Source organism: Fulvimonas soli (assembly GCF_003148905.1).
Lineage (GTDB): Bacteria > Pseudomonadota > Gammaproteobacteria > Xanthomonadales > Rhodanobacteraceae > Fulvimonas > Fulvimonas soli.
The window spans coordinates 218708-234902 of record NZ_QGHC01000008.1; the positions used below are offsets into that span (position 1 = coordinate 218708).

10 protein-coding genes are annotated in these 16195 nt (G+C 71.8%); 7 read left to right on the forward strand and 3 right to left on the reverse strand.

What is annotated here, in order from left to right; all coding sequences use genetic code 11:
* Nucleotides 1-35: 35 nt before the first annotated feature.
* The 3 genes from C7456_RS12250 to C7456_RS12260 all read left to right on the forward strand — a co-directional run bounded on the left by C7456_RS12250 (nt 36) and on the right by C7456_RS12260 (nt 3982).
* On the forward strand, nt 36-1655 hold the full coding sequence (locus tag C7456_RS12250) for an alpha/beta hydrolase-fold protein (RefSeq protein WP_109724038.1): 1620 nt from the start codon (nt 36-38) through the stop codon (nt 1653-1655).
* Nucleotides 1656-1729: 74 nt separating this feature from the next.
* Nucleotides 1730-3562, forward strand: coding sequence for a family 43 glycosylhydrolase (locus tag C7456_RS12255; RefSeq protein ID WP_109724039.1), 1833 nt, complete (start codon nt 1730-1732; stop codon nt 3560-3562).
* A 102-nt stretch (nt 3563-3664) separates the two neighbouring features.
* Nucleotides 3665-3982: a hypothetical protein gene (locus C7456_RS12260; protein WP_109724082.1), complete on the forward strand. Its 318-nt coding sequence runs from the start codon at nt 3665-3667 to the stop codon at nt 3980-3982.
* Nucleotides 3983-4313: 331 nt separating this feature from the next.
* On the opposite strand, the gene aceE is transcribed toward C7456_RS12260, so the two are convergent.
* On the reverse strand, nt 4314-7007 hold the full coding sequence (aceE, locus tag C7456_RS12265) for a pyruvate dehydrogenase (acetyl-transferring), homodimeric type (protein ID WP_109724040.1): 2694 nt from the start codon (nt 7005-7007) through the stop codon (nt 4314-4316).
* A 170-nt stretch (nt 7008-7177) separates the two neighbouring features.
* Entirely contained in the window at nt 7178-13282 is a 6105-nt protein-coding gene (locus C7456_RS12270; protein WP_109724041.1) for a putative Ig domain-containing protein, read from the reverse strand.
* A gap of 289 nt (nt 13283-13571) precedes the next feature.
* Here C7456_RS12270 and C7456_RS12275 point away from each other — a divergent pair, with 289 nt between their 5' ends.
* The 4 genes from C7456_RS12275 to C7456_RS12290 are packed head-to-tail and all read left to right on the forward strand — an operon-like array spanning nt 13572 to nt 15738.
* Nucleotides 13572-14072, forward strand: coding sequence for a phage tail protein (locus C7456_RS12275; protein WP_109724042.1), 501 nt, complete (start codon nt 13572-13574; stop codon nt 14070-14072).
* A gap of 14 nt (nt 14073-14086) precedes the next feature.
* The gene (locus C7456_RS12280) at nt 14087-14617 is read left to right on the forward strand and encodes a phage tail protein (protein ID WP_109724043.1); all 531 of its coding nucleotides are present in this window, start codon (nt 14087-14089) and stop codon (nt 14615-14617) included.
* A 30-nt stretch (nt 14618-14647) separates the two neighbouring features.
* Nucleotides 14648-15181 (forward strand): phage tail protein, encoded by a 534-nt coding sequence (locus C7456_RS12285; RefSeq protein ID WP_109724044.1) that lies wholly within the window; start codon nt 14648-14650, stop codon nt 15179-15181.
* Nucleotides 15178-15738, forward strand: a complete 561-nt coding sequence (locus tag C7456_RS12290) for a GNAT family N-acetyltransferase (RefSeq protein WP_245889857.1) — start codon at nt 15178-15180, stop codon at nt 15736-15738. Before C7456_RS12285 ends, C7456_RS12290 begins: the two co-directional genes overlap by 4 nt.
* Here the strand turns inward: C7456_RS12290 and C7456_RS12295 are convergent.
* Nucleotides 15731-16030, reverse strand: coding sequence for a DUF6916 family protein (locus C7456_RS12295; RefSeq protein WP_109724045.1), 300 nt, complete (start codon nt 16028-16030; stop codon nt 15731-15733). The two genes, C7456_RS12290 and C7456_RS12295, sit on opposite strands and share 8 nt — an antisense overlap.
* Nucleotides 16031-16195: the final 165 nt, after the last annotated feature.

Sequence of the window (16195 nt, forward strand, 5' to 3'; positions counted from 1 at the left end):
TGGGCGGCGCGGCGGCGGGCCGCTACGATCGGCGGATGACCACGCTCCCGCTCCTGCGCGCCGCCGGCGCCGTCCTCGCCCTGTCCCTGCTCCCGCCCGCCGCGCCGGCCGCCGACGGCCCGCGCATCCTGGTCAGCTTCAGCCGGCAGGCGCGCGCCGAGCCGGTGACCGGGCGCGTGTACGTGGCGGTCAGCCGCGACGCCGGCAAGCCGCCGATCGAGGAGGCCGACGTCACCGGCGTGCCGCTGTTCGGCCACGACGTGACCGCGCTGGCGCCGGGCCAGGCCGCGGCGATCGACGCCGACGACGCCGGCGCACCCCTGACCAGCCTGCGCCAGCTGCCCGCCGGCGACTACTGGATGCAGCCCTTCGTCAACGTCTATACCGAGTTCAGGCGCGCCGACGGCCACACCGTGTGGCTGCACATGGACCAGTGGGAAGGCCAGGACTGGAAGCACTCGCCCGGCAACCTCTACGGCAAGCCGGTGAAGGTGCACTACGACCCGGCCTCGCCCGAACCGCTGCACCTGGTCGCCGACCGGGCGATTCCGCCGATCCCGTTCCCCAAGGACACGCCCTACGTCAAGCGCTTCCGCATCCGGAGCAAGCTGCTGAGCGCCTGGTGGGGCCACCCGATCTACCTGGGCGCCACCGTGCTGCTGCCGCGCGGCTACGACAGGCACCCGGACGTGCGCTACCCGGTGATCTACGAGCAGGGCCACTTCTCCACCGCCGCGCCGTTCGGCTTCGAGCGCAGGGATTCGCCGTTCCGGGCCTTCTGGCTCGACCCGGCGAAGAAGGCGCGCGTCATCGCGGTGACCTTGCAGCACCCCTCGCCCTACTACGACGACTCCTACGCGGTGAATTCCGCCAACGAGGGCCCTTACGACGACGCCATCCAGCAGGAGCTGCTGCCGGAGATCGCCCGGCGCTTCCGCACCATCGAGCAGCCGTGGGCGCGCATCCTCACCGGCGGCTCCACCGGCGGCTGGATCGCGGTGGCGCAGCAGCTGTTCCATCCCGCGTTCTACGGCGGCAGCTTCGCGCTGTGCCCGGATGCGCTGGACTTTCGCCACCACCAGGTGGTGAACATCTACGACGACGCCAACGCCTACTGGATCGACAAGGGCTGGATGAAGGTCGAGCGCGTGGACATGCGCCAGCCGGACGGCAACATCAAGGCGATGATGAAGGACGAGAACTGGTACGAGCTGGCGGTGGGCGACCACGACCGCTCCGGCGGCCAGTGGGACATCTGGGAGGCCGCCTTCGGCCCGGTCGGCGCGGACGGCTATCCGCAGCGCCTGTGGGACAAGCGCACCGGCGTCATCGACCACGCCGTCGCCGCCTACTGGAAGCAGCATTTCGACCTGCGCCATCTCCTCGAAACGCATTGGTCCACGCTGGGCCCGCAGGTGGCCGACAAGCTGCACATCTACGTCGGCGACATGGACACCTACAACCTCAACATGGGCGTGCGGGCGATGGACGCCTTCCTCAAGTCCGCGCGCGACCCGGCCTTCGCGGGCACCGTCACCTACCAGCCGATGGCGCCGCACTGCTGGGGACCGCGCGGCGACGTGCTCTACGGCACGATGACCGGCTTCATCGAGGAACACGCCCCGAAGGACGCGCCAACGAACTGGATCTACTGACGCCATGCGCCGGGCGAGGCGGATCGCCCCGCCTCGCCGCGCCCCCGCCCCGCCACGCACCCGGACCGATCGCCATGCCCGCCATCTCCCGCCTCGCGGCCGCCGCCACGCTGGGCCTCGCATGCGCGGCCGCCGCCGCGAACGGCGCGCCCGGCCGCACCTGGGCCAACCCGATCGACATCGACTACCGCTACAACTACGAGCAGATGAACGAGGGCGTCTCGTACCGCACCGGCGCGGACCCCGCCTTCGTCCGCTACCGCGGCGCCTACTACCTGTTCCAGACCCTGGCCGACGGCTACTGGCGCTCGGACGACCTGGTGCACTGGACCTTCGTGAAGCCCGACCGCTGGCCCTTCGACGGCCCGGTGGCGCCGGCGACGCTGGTGGCGGACGACAAGCTGTTCCTGATGCAGGCGGCGATGGAGCCCAGGCCGCTGCTCTATTCCACCGACCCCGACCATGGCCGCTGGGACTTCTGGACGCGCCTGCTGCCGCCGATCCCCGGCGCCACGCCCGCCGGCCACGAGGCGGAGATGAAGCCGGGCGACCAGCCGCCCGGCCCGTGGGACCCGGGCCTGTTCCGCGACGACGACGGCAAGGTGTACCTCTACTGGGGCTCGTCCAACGTGTTCCCGCTGTACGGCATCGGCGTGGACCTGGCGCTCGACCGGACGGCCGAGGGCGAGGGCAAGCGCGTGCGCTTCCTCGGCAAGCCGCGGCCGCTGCTCGCCCTGCACCCGGACCGGCATGGCTGGGAGCGCTTCGGCCCGGACCACACCGACGACAGGACCGTGCCCTACGTCGAGGGCGCCTGGATGAACAAGCACCGCGGCACCTACTATCTGCAGTACGCCGCGCCCGGCACCGAGTACAACGTCTACGCCACCGGCGTGTACACCGCCGACGCGCCGCTGGGGCCGTTCCGCTACGCGCCGTACAACCCGGTGGGCTACAAGCCCGGCGGCTTCGTGGTGGGCGCCGGCCACGGCTCCACCTTCGAGGACGCCTACGGCAACGACTGGAACGCCGGCACCATGTGGGTGGCGGTGAACTGGCGCTTCGAGCGGCGCATCGACCTGTTCCCCGCCGGCTTCCACGAGGACGGCCAGATGTGGGTGGACACGCGCTTCGGCGACTTCCCGCAGCGCATGCCCGACCACAGGCTCGGGCCCGGCGAGAGCACCTTCACCGGCTGGATGCTGCTGTCCTGGCGCAAGCCCGCCAGCGCCTCCAGCGCACTGCCCGGCCACGGCCCGGAGCTGGCCACCGACGAGGACGTGCGCAGCTACTGGGTGGCGGCCAGCGACGCGCCCGGCCAGACGCTCACCCTCGACCTCGGCGGCCCGCGCACGGTGCGCGCGGTGCAGGTGAACTTCGCCGACTACCAGGCCGGCCGCTACGGCGACGCGCCGGACATCGTGGCGCAGTTCAAGCTCGAAGGCTCGGCCGACGGCGCGCACTGGAGCACGCTGGCCGACCTCTCGCGCGAGACCCGCGACCGCCCCAACGCCTACGTCGAGCTGGACCGGCCCGCGCGCATCCGCTACGTGCGCTACGTGCACGGCCACGTCGGCGCGAGGCACCTGGCGATCTCCGACCTGCGCGTGTTCGGCAACGCCGACGGCCCCGCGCCGGCCGCGCCCGAGCTGCTCTCGGCCGCCCGCGGCAAGGACGCCCGCGACGCCACCATCACCTGGAAGCCGGTGCCCGGCGCGGTGGGCTACAACGTGCGCTGGGGCCTGGCCGCCGACCGCCTGCACGAGACCTACCAGGTGTTCGCCGACCACCCGACCACGCTGGAGCTGCGCTCGCTGAACAAGGGCGTGCGCTACGTGGTGGCGGTGGAGGCGTTCGACGAGCGCGGCGTGTCGCCGCTGTCCCGGACGCTGACGCTGTCGCCCTAACCGGCCGCGGGCCCCGTGCCCGCGCCGCGCGGCGGCGCCATCCACGCGGCGCTCACGCCGCTGGCGGCACGCTTGCCGCCCGGTGCCAAGGAGAATCCCGACATGAGCAGAATCCGCGAACTCGAGCGTCATTTCGACGGCGCGCGCGAGCGCGTGCGCGACTACGCCGAAAGCGCTTCGGACGCCGCCGGCGAGCTGGCCGAGCGCGGCCGCCGCGCGGCGCGGCGCTTCGGCCACGGCGGCGACTACCGCCGCCGGCTGGTGCGCCTGGCCGAGGACATGGCCGACGAGGCCAACTACCAGTACCGCCGCGCGCGCCGCCACGTGCAGCGGCACCCGGTGGCCACCGCGGCCATCGTCGCCGGCACCGTGGGCGCCTTCCTGCTGCTGCGCCGGCTGTTCCGCGACGACGAGGAATGAGGTCCCGCCTCGCGGGGCCGGCGGCGTCCTTCCCGCCCGTCCGCCCCGCGGCGCTTCCCCTCCGGAAAAGCGACGAACCCGCCGGCGAGGCGGGTTCGTCGTCTCTGCCGCGCGGCGGGCCTGTCCATGATCTCCGCGTGTCCCGCGCCGAGGGCTGCCTGCGCGCAGGCCGAGCGGGGACGAAGGGACGCGGGGAGGCGCCATGGATGGCGCCGGCCCCGCGGAGCGAGGAGTGGCGATGGTTCGCGCGTCGTGGCCGCAGGCCGCTCCCACGGAGCTTGCGAAACCTCTGGGGGAGCGGCCTCCGGCCGCGATCGACCCGGCGGGGCCCTTACACGGTCAGCGGGTTGGGCTTCTCCGGGTCGAGCTTGTACTCCTTGATCGCGCGCGCCACGTCCTTGGCGTTGACCTTGCCGTCCTTGGCCAGCGCGGCCAGCGCGGCGTGGGCGATCCAGTAGCGGTCCACCTCGAAGAACTGGCGCAGGTGCTGGCGCGTGTCCGAGCGGCCGTAGCCGTCGGTGCCGAGCACGGTGTAGCGCATGCCGTCGGGCAGGAAGGCGCGGATCTGGTCGGCGTACTCGCGCACGTAGTCGGTGGCGGCGATCGCCGGGCCCTGGCGGCCCTGCAGCAGGCCGGTGACGTAGGGCACGCGCTGCTCCGCCTCCGGGTGCAGGCGGTTCCAGCGCTCGGCGTCGAAGCCGTCGCGGCGCAGCTCGCTGAAGCTGGGGCAGGACCAGATGTCGGCGCTGACGCCGAAGTCCTTCTCCAGCAGCCCGGCGGCGGCGATCACCTCGCGCAGGATGGTGCCCGAGCCCAGCAGCTGCACGCGCGGCTCGCCCTTCTTCGGCTTGCCGGCGTCCTTGAGCAGGTACATCCCCTTGATGATGCCTTCCTCCACGCCCTTGGGCATGTCCGGATGGACGTAGTTCTCGTTCATCACGGTGATGTAGTAGTAGACGTCCTCCTGCTCCTCCAGCATGCGGCGCGTGCCGTCCTGCAGGATCACCGCCACCTCGTAGGAGAAGGTCGGGTCGTAGGCGCGCACGTTGGGGATCGCGCCGGCCAGCAGGTGCGAGTGGCCGTCCTCGTGCTGCAGGCCCTCGCCGTTGAGCGTGGTGCGGCCGGAGGTGCCGCCGATCAGGAAGCCGCGCGAGCGCATGTCGCCGGCGGCCCAGGCCAGGTCGCCGATGCGCTGGAAGCCGAACATCGAGTAGTAGATGAAGAACGGCAGCATCGGCTGGTTGCTGATGCTGTAGCTGGTGGCCGCGGCCATCCACGCGGCCATGCCGCCGGCCTCGCTGATGCCTTCCTGCAGCACCTGGCCCTTCTGGTCCTCGCGGTAGTACAGGAGCTGGTCGGCGTCCTGCGGGCGGTACTTCTGGCCGAACGGCGCGTAGATGCCGATCTGGCGGAACATGCCCTCCATGCCGAAGGTGCGCGCCTCGTCGGCGACGATCGGCACCACGCGCTCGCCGATCTGCTTGTCGCGCAGCAGCAGGTTCATGCCGCGCACCAGCGCCATGGTGGTGGAGATCTCGCGCTCGCCGCTGCCGCTGGTGATCTGCGCGAAGGCGGACAGGTCCGGCGCCTTCAGCTTCACGTCGGTCCTGCGCCGGCGCTGCGGCAGGAAGCCGCCCAGCGCGCGGCGGCGCTCGATCATGTACTCCACCTCCGGCGAGTTCTTGCCGGGGTGGTAGTACGGCACGTCGGCCAGCTTGTCGTCCGGCACCGGGATGTTGAAGCGGTCGCGGAAGTGGCGCACCGCGTCGTCGTCCAGCTTCTTCTGCTGGTGCGTGGGGTTCTGCGACTCGCCGGCCGCGCCCATGCCGTAGCCCTTCACCGTCTTGGCCAGGATCACCGTGGGCATGCCCTTGGTGTTCACCGCCGCGTGGTAGGCCGCGTACACCTTGTGCGGGTCGTGGCCGCCGCGGTTGAGGCGCCAGATGTCGTCGTCGGACAGGTTGGCGACCATCTCGCGCGTCTCCGGGTACTTGCCGAAGAAGTGCTCGCGCGTGTACGCGCCGCCGAAGGCCTTGCACGCCTGGTACTCGCCGTCGACGGTCTCCATCATCAGCTTGCGCAGCACGCCCTTGGTGTCGCGCGCCAGCAGCGGGTCCCAGTAGCTGCCCCAGATCACCTTGATGGCGTTCCAGCCGGCGCCGCGGAACACGCCCTCCAGCTCCTGGATGATCTTGCCGTTGCCGCGCACCGGGCCGTCCAGGCGCTGCAGGTTGCAGTTGATCACGAAGATCAGGTTGTCCAGGCCCTCGCGGCCGGCCAGCGAGATCGCGCCCAGCGACTCCGGCTCGTCGGTCTCGCCGTCGCCCATGAAGCACCAGATCTTGCGGTCGGTCTTGGGGCAAAGGCCGCGGTGCTCCAGGTACTTCCAGAACTGCGCCTGGTAGATCGCCTGGATCGGCCCCAGGCCCATCGACACCGTGGGCACCTGCCAGTAGTCCGGCATCAGCCACGGATGCGGGTAGGAGGACAGGCCGCGGCCGTGGCCGGCCACCTCCATGCGGAACAGGTCCAGCTGCTCCTCGCCGATGCGCCCCTCCAGGAACGAGCGCGCGTAGATGCCCGGGCTGGAGTGGCCCTGGTGGAACACCAGGTCGCCCGGATGCTCGGCGCTGGGCGCGCGCCAGAAGTGGTTGAAGCCCACGTCGTACAGCGTGGCCGAGGAGGCGAAGCTGGCGATGTGGCCGCCCAGCTCGCCCGGCTTGCGGTTGGCGCGCACCACCATCGCCATCGCGTTCCAGCGGATCAGCGTGCGGATGCGCCACTCCATCGCCGCGTCGCCCGGGCTCTTGGCCTCGTTGGCGGGGGCGATGGTGTTGACGTACTCGGTGGTGGGGTCGAACGGCAGGTAGCCGCCCGCGCGGCGGGTGGAGTCGACCATCCTCTCCAGCAGGAAGTGCGCGCGCTCGGTGCCGTCGTGGTTGATGACCGCGTTGAGCGATTCGACCCATTCCTGGGTTTCGGTGGGGTCGATGTCCTGGTTGAGGATGTCGTCGAGCTGGTCCATGGGGAGCTTTTCTCCGCGGCGCCGGGGTATGCGCAGCAACAGGTGGACGCCTCCGGGCAAGGAAGGCGGGAACCCTCCGAGTTTAGCTCCGGCGCCATGGCCCGCCAATTGGATCGGGACTGTACGCCCCCGCATGGGCGGCCCCGGTGGACCGGGACCGCCCCGTCGCGTCACGGATCGAACTTCTTCTCCACGCCCAGTTGGATGGACTGGTTGTCGCGCGTGCTGTTGTCCAGCAGGTTCTGGTACTCCAGGCGCACCGACAGGTTGCGCAGCGTCTGCAGCATCACGCCCGCGCCCACCAGCGTGTGGTTGCGCGAGGTGTTGTCCAGCGAGGCGCGGTAGAGCGGCCCGCCGAGCAGGTCCGCGTAGCGCATCGCCGCCGTGCTCGCGCCCTGGAAGTCGTGGCGGAACTCCACCCGCAGCTGCGGCATCCATACGCCGTAGTCGCGCTTGGCCAGCCATTGCGCGCGCAGGCCGAGCACGCCGGTGCTGGTCTTCACGGTCTGGCCGTCGTAGCGCAGCGCGTAGATGTCGTCGCCGTGCTCGGTGTAGCCGTCGAGGCTGGCGCGCGCGAAGTCGAAGCGGCCGTAGGGCGAGACCAGCATGCCGTCCTGCGTGCGGTGCTCGTATCCCACCGCCAGCGAGGCGAACAGCTGCGTGCCGTCGCGGCTGCCGTGCACCGTGTTGCCGTCGTCCGTGACGTAGCGGCGCGCGTCGAAGGACAGCCACTGGTAGCCGGCCAGCGCGTCGACGTACACCAGCGGCGCCGGCCGGTAGCTGCCGTAGACGGCGGCGCTGTAGCTGTCCACCGAGCTGCGGCTGCCGTGGCGGCCGACGTCGGAGGCGTCGTGGCCGTAGCCCACGCCGGCGCCGAGGGCGAGCCGGTCGCCGAAGGCGCGGTCCGCGCCCATGCTGATGCCCGAGGTGGTGAAGTCGATGCCGTTGTCGCTCGCGCCCGGCTGCGTCTTGCCGAAGTTCACGGCGCCGCCGGTCCATGCCGACCAGCCGCCCGGGTTCCGGGCGCCGGCCGGGCCCTCCCCGCTCGCCGGCGGCTCCTGCGGCTGCACCAGGTAGCGGCGGTTCCACTCGTCGGTGGGGCCGCGCAGTCCCGTCAGCGGGTCGCGGTTCTGGCGCGCGCCGGCAGAGCTCAGGCTGATGCCGTTGGTGAACCCGCCGGACGCCGCGCCGCTGTGCAGCGTCTCCAGGCGCCGCTGGAAATTGTCGATCTGCCCCAGCGCCAGCCGTCGCGCGGCGTCCGCCTGCGCCGCGAGCACGCCGAGGACCTCGGCGTCCTTCGACGGATCGCTGCGCCCGGTCACGCTGATGGTGACGGTGGCCGCCGCCGAGGTGGCGTATGCGTTGCTGAGCGTGTAGCTCACCTGCGCCTGGCCGCTGAAGGCGCTGTTGGCGGAGAAGTCGAGCGTGTAGCCCGAGGCCGTGCCGTGGATGCTGGCGCTGCCCGCGTTGGACGGCGAAACGGCGACGAGCGCCGCGCCGGTGAACGGGCCGCCCCGCGCCGTGGCGGTCAGGTCGACCTGCACCGTGCGCCCGGCCACCACGCTGGCGCTGAGCGCCGCGGGCAGCGGCACCGGGTTCACGGTGATGGCCACGTGCGCCGGCTGCGAGGTGCCGAACGGGTTGGACAGCGTGTAGTCCAGCCCCACCGTGCCGGACGCATCGAGCGGCGCGGTGTAGACGATGTCGCTGCCGCTCACCTTCGCCACGCCCGTGGCCGGCGCGGCGACGATCGCCACTGCCGTGTACGGCGCGCCCGTGGCGCCCTGGGTCGCGTGGATGGTCACCGACTTGCCGCCCAGCACGGCCACGGACTGCGCCGCCGCCACCGGCACCGCCAGCGGCGTCACCGTGACGGTGACCGTGGCCGGCGCCGACGTGCCGCCGGGGCCGGTGGCGGTATAGGTGAAGCTGTCGCTGCCGAAGAAATTGTCGGCCGGCGTGTACACCACGTCGAGGCCGCTGACGGCCGCGCTGCCGTGCGCGGGCGCCTGCGCCACGGCGACGCTGGCGATCGGGCCGGTGTCGTTGGCGGTGACCGCGATGGTCGCCGGCGCATTGGCCGCGGTGGTGGCAGTGTCGTTCACCACGACCGGCACGGGCTGGCCGATGCCCAGCGAATACGCCTGGCTGCCGCTGAAGCCCAGGCCGTCCGTCGCCTTCACGGTGAAGCTGAAGCTGCCCGCCGCGCTTGGCGTGCCCGACAGGTGGCCCGCGCTGCTCAGCGCAAGACCCGGCGGCAGCGCGCCGGCGACCAGGCTGTAGGTGTAGCCGCCGCTGCCGCCGCTCGCGCTCAGCGCCTGGCTGTAGGCGACGGCGACCTGGCCGCCCGGCAGCGTGGCCGGCGCGAGGGTGATGGCCGGCGCGTCCACGTCGAGCGTGTAGGCCTGGCTGCCGGCGAAGCCGAAGCCGTCGGTCGCCTTGACGGTGAAGCTGAAGTTGCCGGCCGTGCTCGGCGTGCCGCTGATCTGGCCGGAGCTGCTGAGCGCGATGCCCGGCGGCAGGGCGCCCGACGCCAGGCTGTAGGTATAGCCGCCGTTGCCGCCGCTCGCGCTCAGCGCCTGGCTGTAGGCGACGCCGCCCGTGCCCGCCGGCAGCGTGGCCGGGGCGAGGGTGATGGCCGGCGCGTTCACGGTGAACGTGTAAGCCTGGCTGCCGGTGAAGCCGAAGCCATCGGTCGCGGTGACGGTGAAATCGTAGGTGCCCGCCGTGGTCGGCGTGCCGGACACGGTGCCCGTGCTGCTCAAGGCGAGGCCGGACGGCAGGGTGCCCGCCGAGAGGCTGTAGGTGTAGCCGCCGTTGCCGCCGCTCGCGCTCAGCGCCTGGCTGTAGGCGACGCCGCCCGTGCCCGCCGGCAGCGTGGCCGGCGCGACGGTGATGGCCGGCGCGTTCACGGTGAACGCATAGGCCTGGCTGCCGGTGAAACCAAAGCCGTCGGTCGCGGTGACGGTGAAGTTGTAGGTGCCCGCCGTGGTCGGCGTGCCGGACACGGTGCCCGTGCTGCTCAAGGCGAGGCCGGATGGCAGGGTGCCCGCCGAGAGGCTGTAGGTGTAGCCGCCGTTGCCGCCGCTCGCGCTCAGCGCCTGGCTGTAGGCGACGCCGCCCGTGCCCGCCGGCAGCGTGGCCGGCGCGACGGTGATGGCCGGCGCGTTCACGGTGAACGCATAGGCCTGGCTGCCGGTGAAACCGAAGCCGTCGGTCGCGGTGACGGTGAAGTTGTAGGCGCCCGCCGTGGTCGGCGTGCCGGACACGACGCCGCTGCTGCTCAGGGCGATCCCGGGCGGCAGCGCGCCTGCCGAGAGGCTGTAGGTGTAGCTGCCGTTGCCGCCGCTCGCGCCCAGCGTCTGGCTGTAGGCGCTGCCGCCGGTGCCGGCCGGCAGCGTGGCCGGGGCGAGGGTGATGGCCGGCGCGCCCACGGTGAGCGTGTACGCCTGGCTGGCCGAGAACGGCGCGCCGGTGCCGGTGCTGCTGTCGGTCGCCCGCACGGTGAAGTTGTAGGTGCCCGCCGCCGTGGGCGTGCCGGACAGCACGCCGCCGGACGAGAGCGCCAGGCCCGCCGGCAACGCGCCCGCGGTGAGCGAGTAGGTGTATGGCGCCGTGCCGCCGCTGGCAGCGAAGGTGTGCGTGTAGGACGCCTCCGCCGTGGCGTTGGGCAGCGTGCCCGGGTCGAGCACCACGGTGCCGGCGCCCACTACCAGGCTGTACGCCTGGCTGCCGGTGAAGCCGCCGCCGTCGGTCGCGGTGACCGTGAAATTGAAGCTGCCCGCGGCCGTGGGCGTGCCGGACAGCACGCCCGCGGGCGACAGGACCAGGCCCGCCGGCAGCAGGCCGGAGCTCACGTTGTAGGTGAAGGTGGCCGGATGGCCTTCGGACGCGGTGATCGTCTGGCTGTAGGCGTTGCCCACCGCCGGCGCCGGCAAGGTGCCCGGCGACAGCGTGATGGTCGGCGCCGCCACGTCGAGGGTGTAGCTGCCCGATACGCTGAAGGGCGCCCCCGTGCCGGTCGAGCTGTCGGTGGCCTGCACCGTAAAGTTGAAGTTGCCCGCCGCCGTGGGCGTGCCGGACAGCACGCCCGCGGACGACAGCGTCACGCCCGGCGGCAGCGCACCTGCGCTGATCGCGTAGCTGTACGGCGCCGTGCCGTTGCCGGCGGCGAACGTGGCGCTCACCGGCGAGCCGGCCGTGCCGTCGAGGGTCGTGCCGGATGCGGGCGTGAGCGTCATCGCGGGCGCGCCCACGCTGATGGTGTATGCGTGGCTGCCGGTGTAGGGGCCCGCGCCGCCGCTGCCGTCGGTCGCGGTGATGGTGAAGCTGTAGGTGCCGGCGCCGGTGGGCGTGCCGGTGATGGCGCCGGCGCCGCTCATGGTCAGGCCGGGCGGCAGCGCGCCGGCGGTGACCGCATAGGTATACGGACCGATGCCGCCGGAGGCCGTCACGCTCTGCGAATACGCCGCGCCCACGCTCGGGTTCGCCAGCACGGCCGGTGCGATCTCGATGGTCGGCGCGTTCACGCTCAGCGCCAGCGGGCCGCTGATCGCGCTGAACGGCCCGGTGCCGCCGCTGCTGTCGGTGGCCGTCACGGTGAAGTTGAACGTGCCGCCCGCGATGGCCGTGCCCGACAGCGTGCCGTTGCTGGCCAGCGTGATGCCCGGCGGCAGGCTGCCGGAGGCGAGCGCGTAGGTGTACGGCGCCGTGCCGCCGCCGGCGCTGGCCAGCGACTGGCTGTAGGCGACGCCCACCGTCGCCGCCGGCGGATTGGCCGGCGCGTAGACGATGACCGGCGTGTTCACGGTGAGCGTCAGCGGACCGCTGGTCGCGCTGAACGGTCCGGTGCCGGTGCTGCTGTCGGTGGCCCTTACCGTGAAGCTGAAGTTGCCGTTCGCCGTGGGCGTGCCCGACAACGTGCCGTCGCTGGCCAGCGTGACGCCCGCGGGCAGGCTGCCGGACGCGAGCGCGTAGGTGTACGGCGCCGCGCCGCCGCTGGCGCCCGCGAGGGATTGGCTGTAGGCCGCGCCGACGGTCGCCGTCAGCGGGCTGGCCGGCGCGTAGACGATGCTCGGCGGCGAGACGGTGATCGTCGCCGTGGCCGGGGCCGAGGTGCCGCCGCCGTTGGTGGCCCTGTACGTGAAGCTGTCCGGGCCGGCGTAGCCCGGCGCGGGCGTGTAGGCGATCGAGGTGCCGCTGGCGATGGCCGTGCCGTGCGTGGCCTGGGTGACGACCGCGACGGAGGCCGGCGCCCCGCCGGTGATGTCGAGGGTGATCGGGTTGTTGGTGCTGCCGTAGGCCACCGTGGCGCTCACCGGGTTGGCGACCGGGGGCGGCAGGTTCTGCACGGTGATCGAGAGGTTGTTGGCCGAGAAGAACGGCGTCGGCGAGCTGCTGTCGGTGACGCGCACCGTGAAGTTCGTCGTGCCCAGCGCGGTGGGCGTGCCGCTGATCGTGCCGTTGCTCGACAGCGTCAGGCCGTTCGGAAGCGTCGTGCCGCCATCCAGCGCATAGGTGTACGGCGGGGTCCCGCCGGACGCGGTCAGGGTGAAGCTGTACGGCTGGCTGATGACCGCGTTGGCAGGCGTATTGGTGATGTTGACGCTCGCCGGCCCGATCACGATCGAGTAGCTCGCCGTGCCGGTCGCGCTGGTGCTGTCGGTCGCCGTGATCGAGAACGAATAGCTGCCCTGCGTGGTGGGCGTGCCGGAGATGGTGTCGCCGCCGAGCGTCAGGCCGGGAGGCAGGGCGCCGCTGCTGACGGCGAAGGTGTACGGCCCGGTGCCGCCGGAGGCGCTCAGCGTCGTCGCGGGATAGGCGATGGCCACGGTGCCCGAGGGCATCGTCGAGGGCGAGAGGACGATCGTCGAGGTCGACGGGGCGATGTGCACCGTCACGGTGACGGTGTTGCTGCCCGAGCCATCGTCATACTGGAACGTGTCCGTCGTGGCGCCGTCGCCGCTGTTGTTGTAGCTGATCTGGGCGGCCGCGTGGTTGGTGACCGTCGCCGTGCCGTGGCCTGCCGGCGACGTGATGTCGCCGATGCCGAAGCCGGAACTGCACGACGTGACATCCATGGTGATCGTCGTTCCGGGCGCCATCGGCGATCCGGCGGAAGCATTGGGCGGCGTATATGCCGTGCACGCCGCGTGCGACAGGCCCGGCACGGCCAGCGTGGCGCACAGCAACAGGAACGCTACCCATCGGCCGAATGCCCTACGGCCGAGCCCATGGCGCACCGCACCGCGATGCTTCGACTCCGGATGCCACATGACTTGTCCCCTGTTGCCCGCCTTCCCGACGGACGGCGCCTGGCGGCGCATGTATGTGAAAGCCGTCCGTGGCTCGTGAACGAGCAGCCGCGGTACTGGAACCCCTTTGCCGCCTGACCGCAAGCCTGGTCCGGCGGTCCCGCACCTTCCCCTGAAGCAGCCGCCCGCCCGGGGGCGGAGAGCGCGGCATTGTGATCCCGATCACAAAGTGCTTGTCAAGCTGCCGGGGATGCGCAAGAGTGCGCCGGCCAGGGGGAAACGCTCGCCGGCACAACCAGGGGGAAAACCTATGTCGCAGCCCTTTCTCGGGCAGATCATGCCCGTGGCGTTCAACTTCGCGCCCAAATATTTCGCGCTGTGCAATGGCCAGCTGCTGCCCATCAACCAGAACCAGGCGCTGTTCTCGCTGCTGGGCACGTATTACGGCGGCAACGGCACGACCAACTTCGCGCTGCCCGACCTGCGCAGCCGCACTCCGGTGGGCTCCAGCAACGGCACGAACGTCGGTGAGGCCGGCGGCGTCGAGAACGTCACCCTGCTGACCGGACAGATCCCCGCGCACAGCCACACCTTCAACGCGAACACCGCCGCGGGCACCTCGCGCATTCCCGGCAGCGGCGTGCTCGGCGCTCCCGGCTCGCTGAAGATCTATGGCAGCTCCGGCGGTTCGCAGGTCCCGCTCAACGTGCTCGACAACGCGGGCCAGACCCTGCCGCACCCGAACCTGCAGCCATACACGGTGCTGAACTTCTGCATCGCGCTGCAGGGCCTCTTTCCCTCGCGGAACTGACCGGAGACCTTGCCATGAGCGAACCCTACGTGGGCGAGATCCGCCTGTTCCCCTACACCTTCGCGCCGAACGGCTGGTTCGACTGCGACGGCCGCTTGCTTTCCATCGCCGAGTACGAGGTGCTGTTCACCCTGCTCGGCACCACCTACGGCGGCGACGGCGCGACCACGTTCGCGCTGCCCGACCTGCGCGGCCGCGTGCCGGTCCACCAGGGCGCGGGAACGGGCCTGTCGACCTACGTGCTGGGCCAGATGGCCGGCACCGAGACGGTCACGCTGCTCCCCAGCCAGATGCCGGCCCACGGCCACGCCTTCTACGCCGTGGACGCGGCGGCAAGTTCCGTCACGCCATCCTCCACGCTCCAGCTCGGCTCGGTCAGCGGGGACACGCTGTACACGAACAGCACCTCGGGCATCGCCAGCGGCGACCTGGCGCCGACGGCCGTCGGCTCCGCGGGAGGCAACCAGCCTCACGACAACACCATGCCTACGCTGACCGCGCGCTTCTGCATCGCCTGGGCCGGCGTCTATCCGTCGCAGAACTGACGGCCGTCGATCGATTACGAGGACCACATCATGAGCGATCCCTTCATTGGCGAGATCCAGATCTACGGCTTCAACTTCGCCCCCTACAACTGGGCCATGTGCCAGGGGCAGATCATGCCCATCCAGCAGAACACGGCGCTGTTCTCGCTGCTGGGCGTCCAGTTCGGCGGCAACGGCCAGACCACCTACGCCCTGCCGAACTTCGCGGGCAACGCGGCAAGCGGCCAGGGCCAGGGGCCCGGGCTGTCGCCGCGCACGGTGGGCGAGACCTTCGGCTCCGCCAGCGTCACGCTGCAGTCCGACGAAATGCCGATGCATACCCATGGGGCCCGCATCTACAACCAGCCGGTGGCCGCCAATCGCGCCGGCATCCCGGCCGCCGGCGACGCCATCATCACCCCCGAGTCGGCGGCGATGCTCACCAGCAACAACGCGGTCAACACCACCCTGCCGTCCCAGACGATCGGCATGACGGGCGGCAACCAGCCGCACGAGAACCGGCAGCCGTACCTGGCGCTGAACTTCTGCATCTCGCTGGCGGGGGTCTTTCCCCAGCGCCCGTGAGCGCAGCCGAGGCATTGGCCTTCCCCGCCGCGCGGGCGGCCTGGCTGCCCGCGCCGGGGAACGACCTGCCGGCCGGCCTGGGCTGGCGCGATGCGCGCGACGAAGACCTGCCGTTCCTGCGCGCGCTCTACGGCGACGTGCGCGCGGCCGAACTGGCCGCGGTGGCGTGGCCCGACGAGGCGCGCCGGTCCTTCCTGGACAGCCAGTTCGCGCTGCAGCACCGGCATTACGCCGCGCACTACCGGCCGGCCGATTACCTGGTCGTCGAATGGGAAGGCCGCCCCGTCGGCCGCCTCTACCTGCATCGTGGCGAGCGCGAGGCGCTGGTGATCGACATCGCGCTGCTCGGCGCATCGCGCGGCCGCGGCATCGGCTCCGCGCTGCTGCGGCTGGTGCAGGAGACGGCGCTGCGCGACGGCCTGGAGGCGGTGACGCTGCACGTGGAGCGGCGCAACGCCGCCGCCCGCCGGCTCTACGAGCGGCTGGGCTTCGCCGTCGAGGGCGGGTCCGGCCAGCACCTGCGCATGCGCTGGCCGGCGGCGGAAAGGGTCAGTTGAACACCGCCTGGTAGATGAACCCGTCGCGGTCGCGCGCGATCGGCACGAGGAAGATGCCGAACTCGCCCAGCGCGGCGTGCTTCATCTGGTAGATCTTCTGCGGGAAGACGATCGCCGCCTCGTGCCGGAACAGCAGCGAGAACGGCGCGCGCAGCTGGCCGGGGGCGGCGTGCCTCATCGGCAGCGGCTGCGCCTCGACCAGCGCGAAGGGCGCATGGCCGTCGTGGTCCAGCGCCACGGTGAACGTCTCGCCGACCAGCCCCGCAAACGCATCCAAGCCCAGGAATTGCATCGCGTCGCCCCTACGCCCTCAATGGTTGGGGACGGAGTGTCGCACAGACGGCGCCGGCGCCGCGCTCTCTCCGCAGGTGCGGCCGGAGCCGCGTGCGCGCGGCGCCGGGCCATGCCTCGTCGCACTCCGGCGCATTGCCGGCGCGGGGGGCGGCCCGCGCCGGCG

Excerpts from the sequence above, each read along its gene's own strand:
- C7456_RS12295 (WP_109724045.1), bottom strand. The coding sequence starts at position 16,030 with ATGCAATTCCTGGGCTTGGATGCGTTTGCGGGGCTGGTCGGCGAGACG.
- C7456_RS12255 (WP_109724039.1), top strand. The coding sequence starts at position 1,730 with ATGCCCGCCATCTCCCGCCTCGCGGCCGCCGCCACGCTGGGCCTCGCA.
- C7456_RS12280 (WP_109724043.1), top strand. The coding sequence starts at position 14,087 with ATGAGCGAACCCTACGTGGGCGAGATCCGCCTGTTCCCCTACACCTTC.
- C7456_RS12270 (WP_109724041.1), bottom strand. The coding sequence starts at position 13,282 with ATGTGGCATCCGGAGTCGAAGCATCGCGGTGCGGTGCGCCATGGGCTC.
- C7456_RS12260 (WP_109724082.1), top strand. The coding sequence starts at position 3,665 with ATGAGCAGAATCCGCGAACTCGAGCGTCATTTCGACGGCGCGCGCGAG.
- C7456_RS12275 (WP_109724042.1), top strand. The coding sequence starts at position 13,572 with ATGTCGCAGCCCTTTCTCGGGCAGATCATGCCCGTGGCGTTCAACTTC.
- C7456_RS12285 (WP_109724044.1), top strand. The coding sequence starts at position 14,648 with ATGAGCGATCCCTTCATTGGCGAGATCCAGATCTACGGCTTCAACTTC.
- aceE (WP_109724040.1), bottom strand. The coding sequence starts at position 7,007 with ATGGACCAGCTCGACGACATCCTCAACCAGGACATCGACCCCACCGAA.
- C7456_RS12250 (WP_109724038.1), top strand. The coding sequence starts at position 36 with ATGACCACGCTCCCGCTCCTGCGCGCCGCCGGCGCCGTCCTCGCCCTG.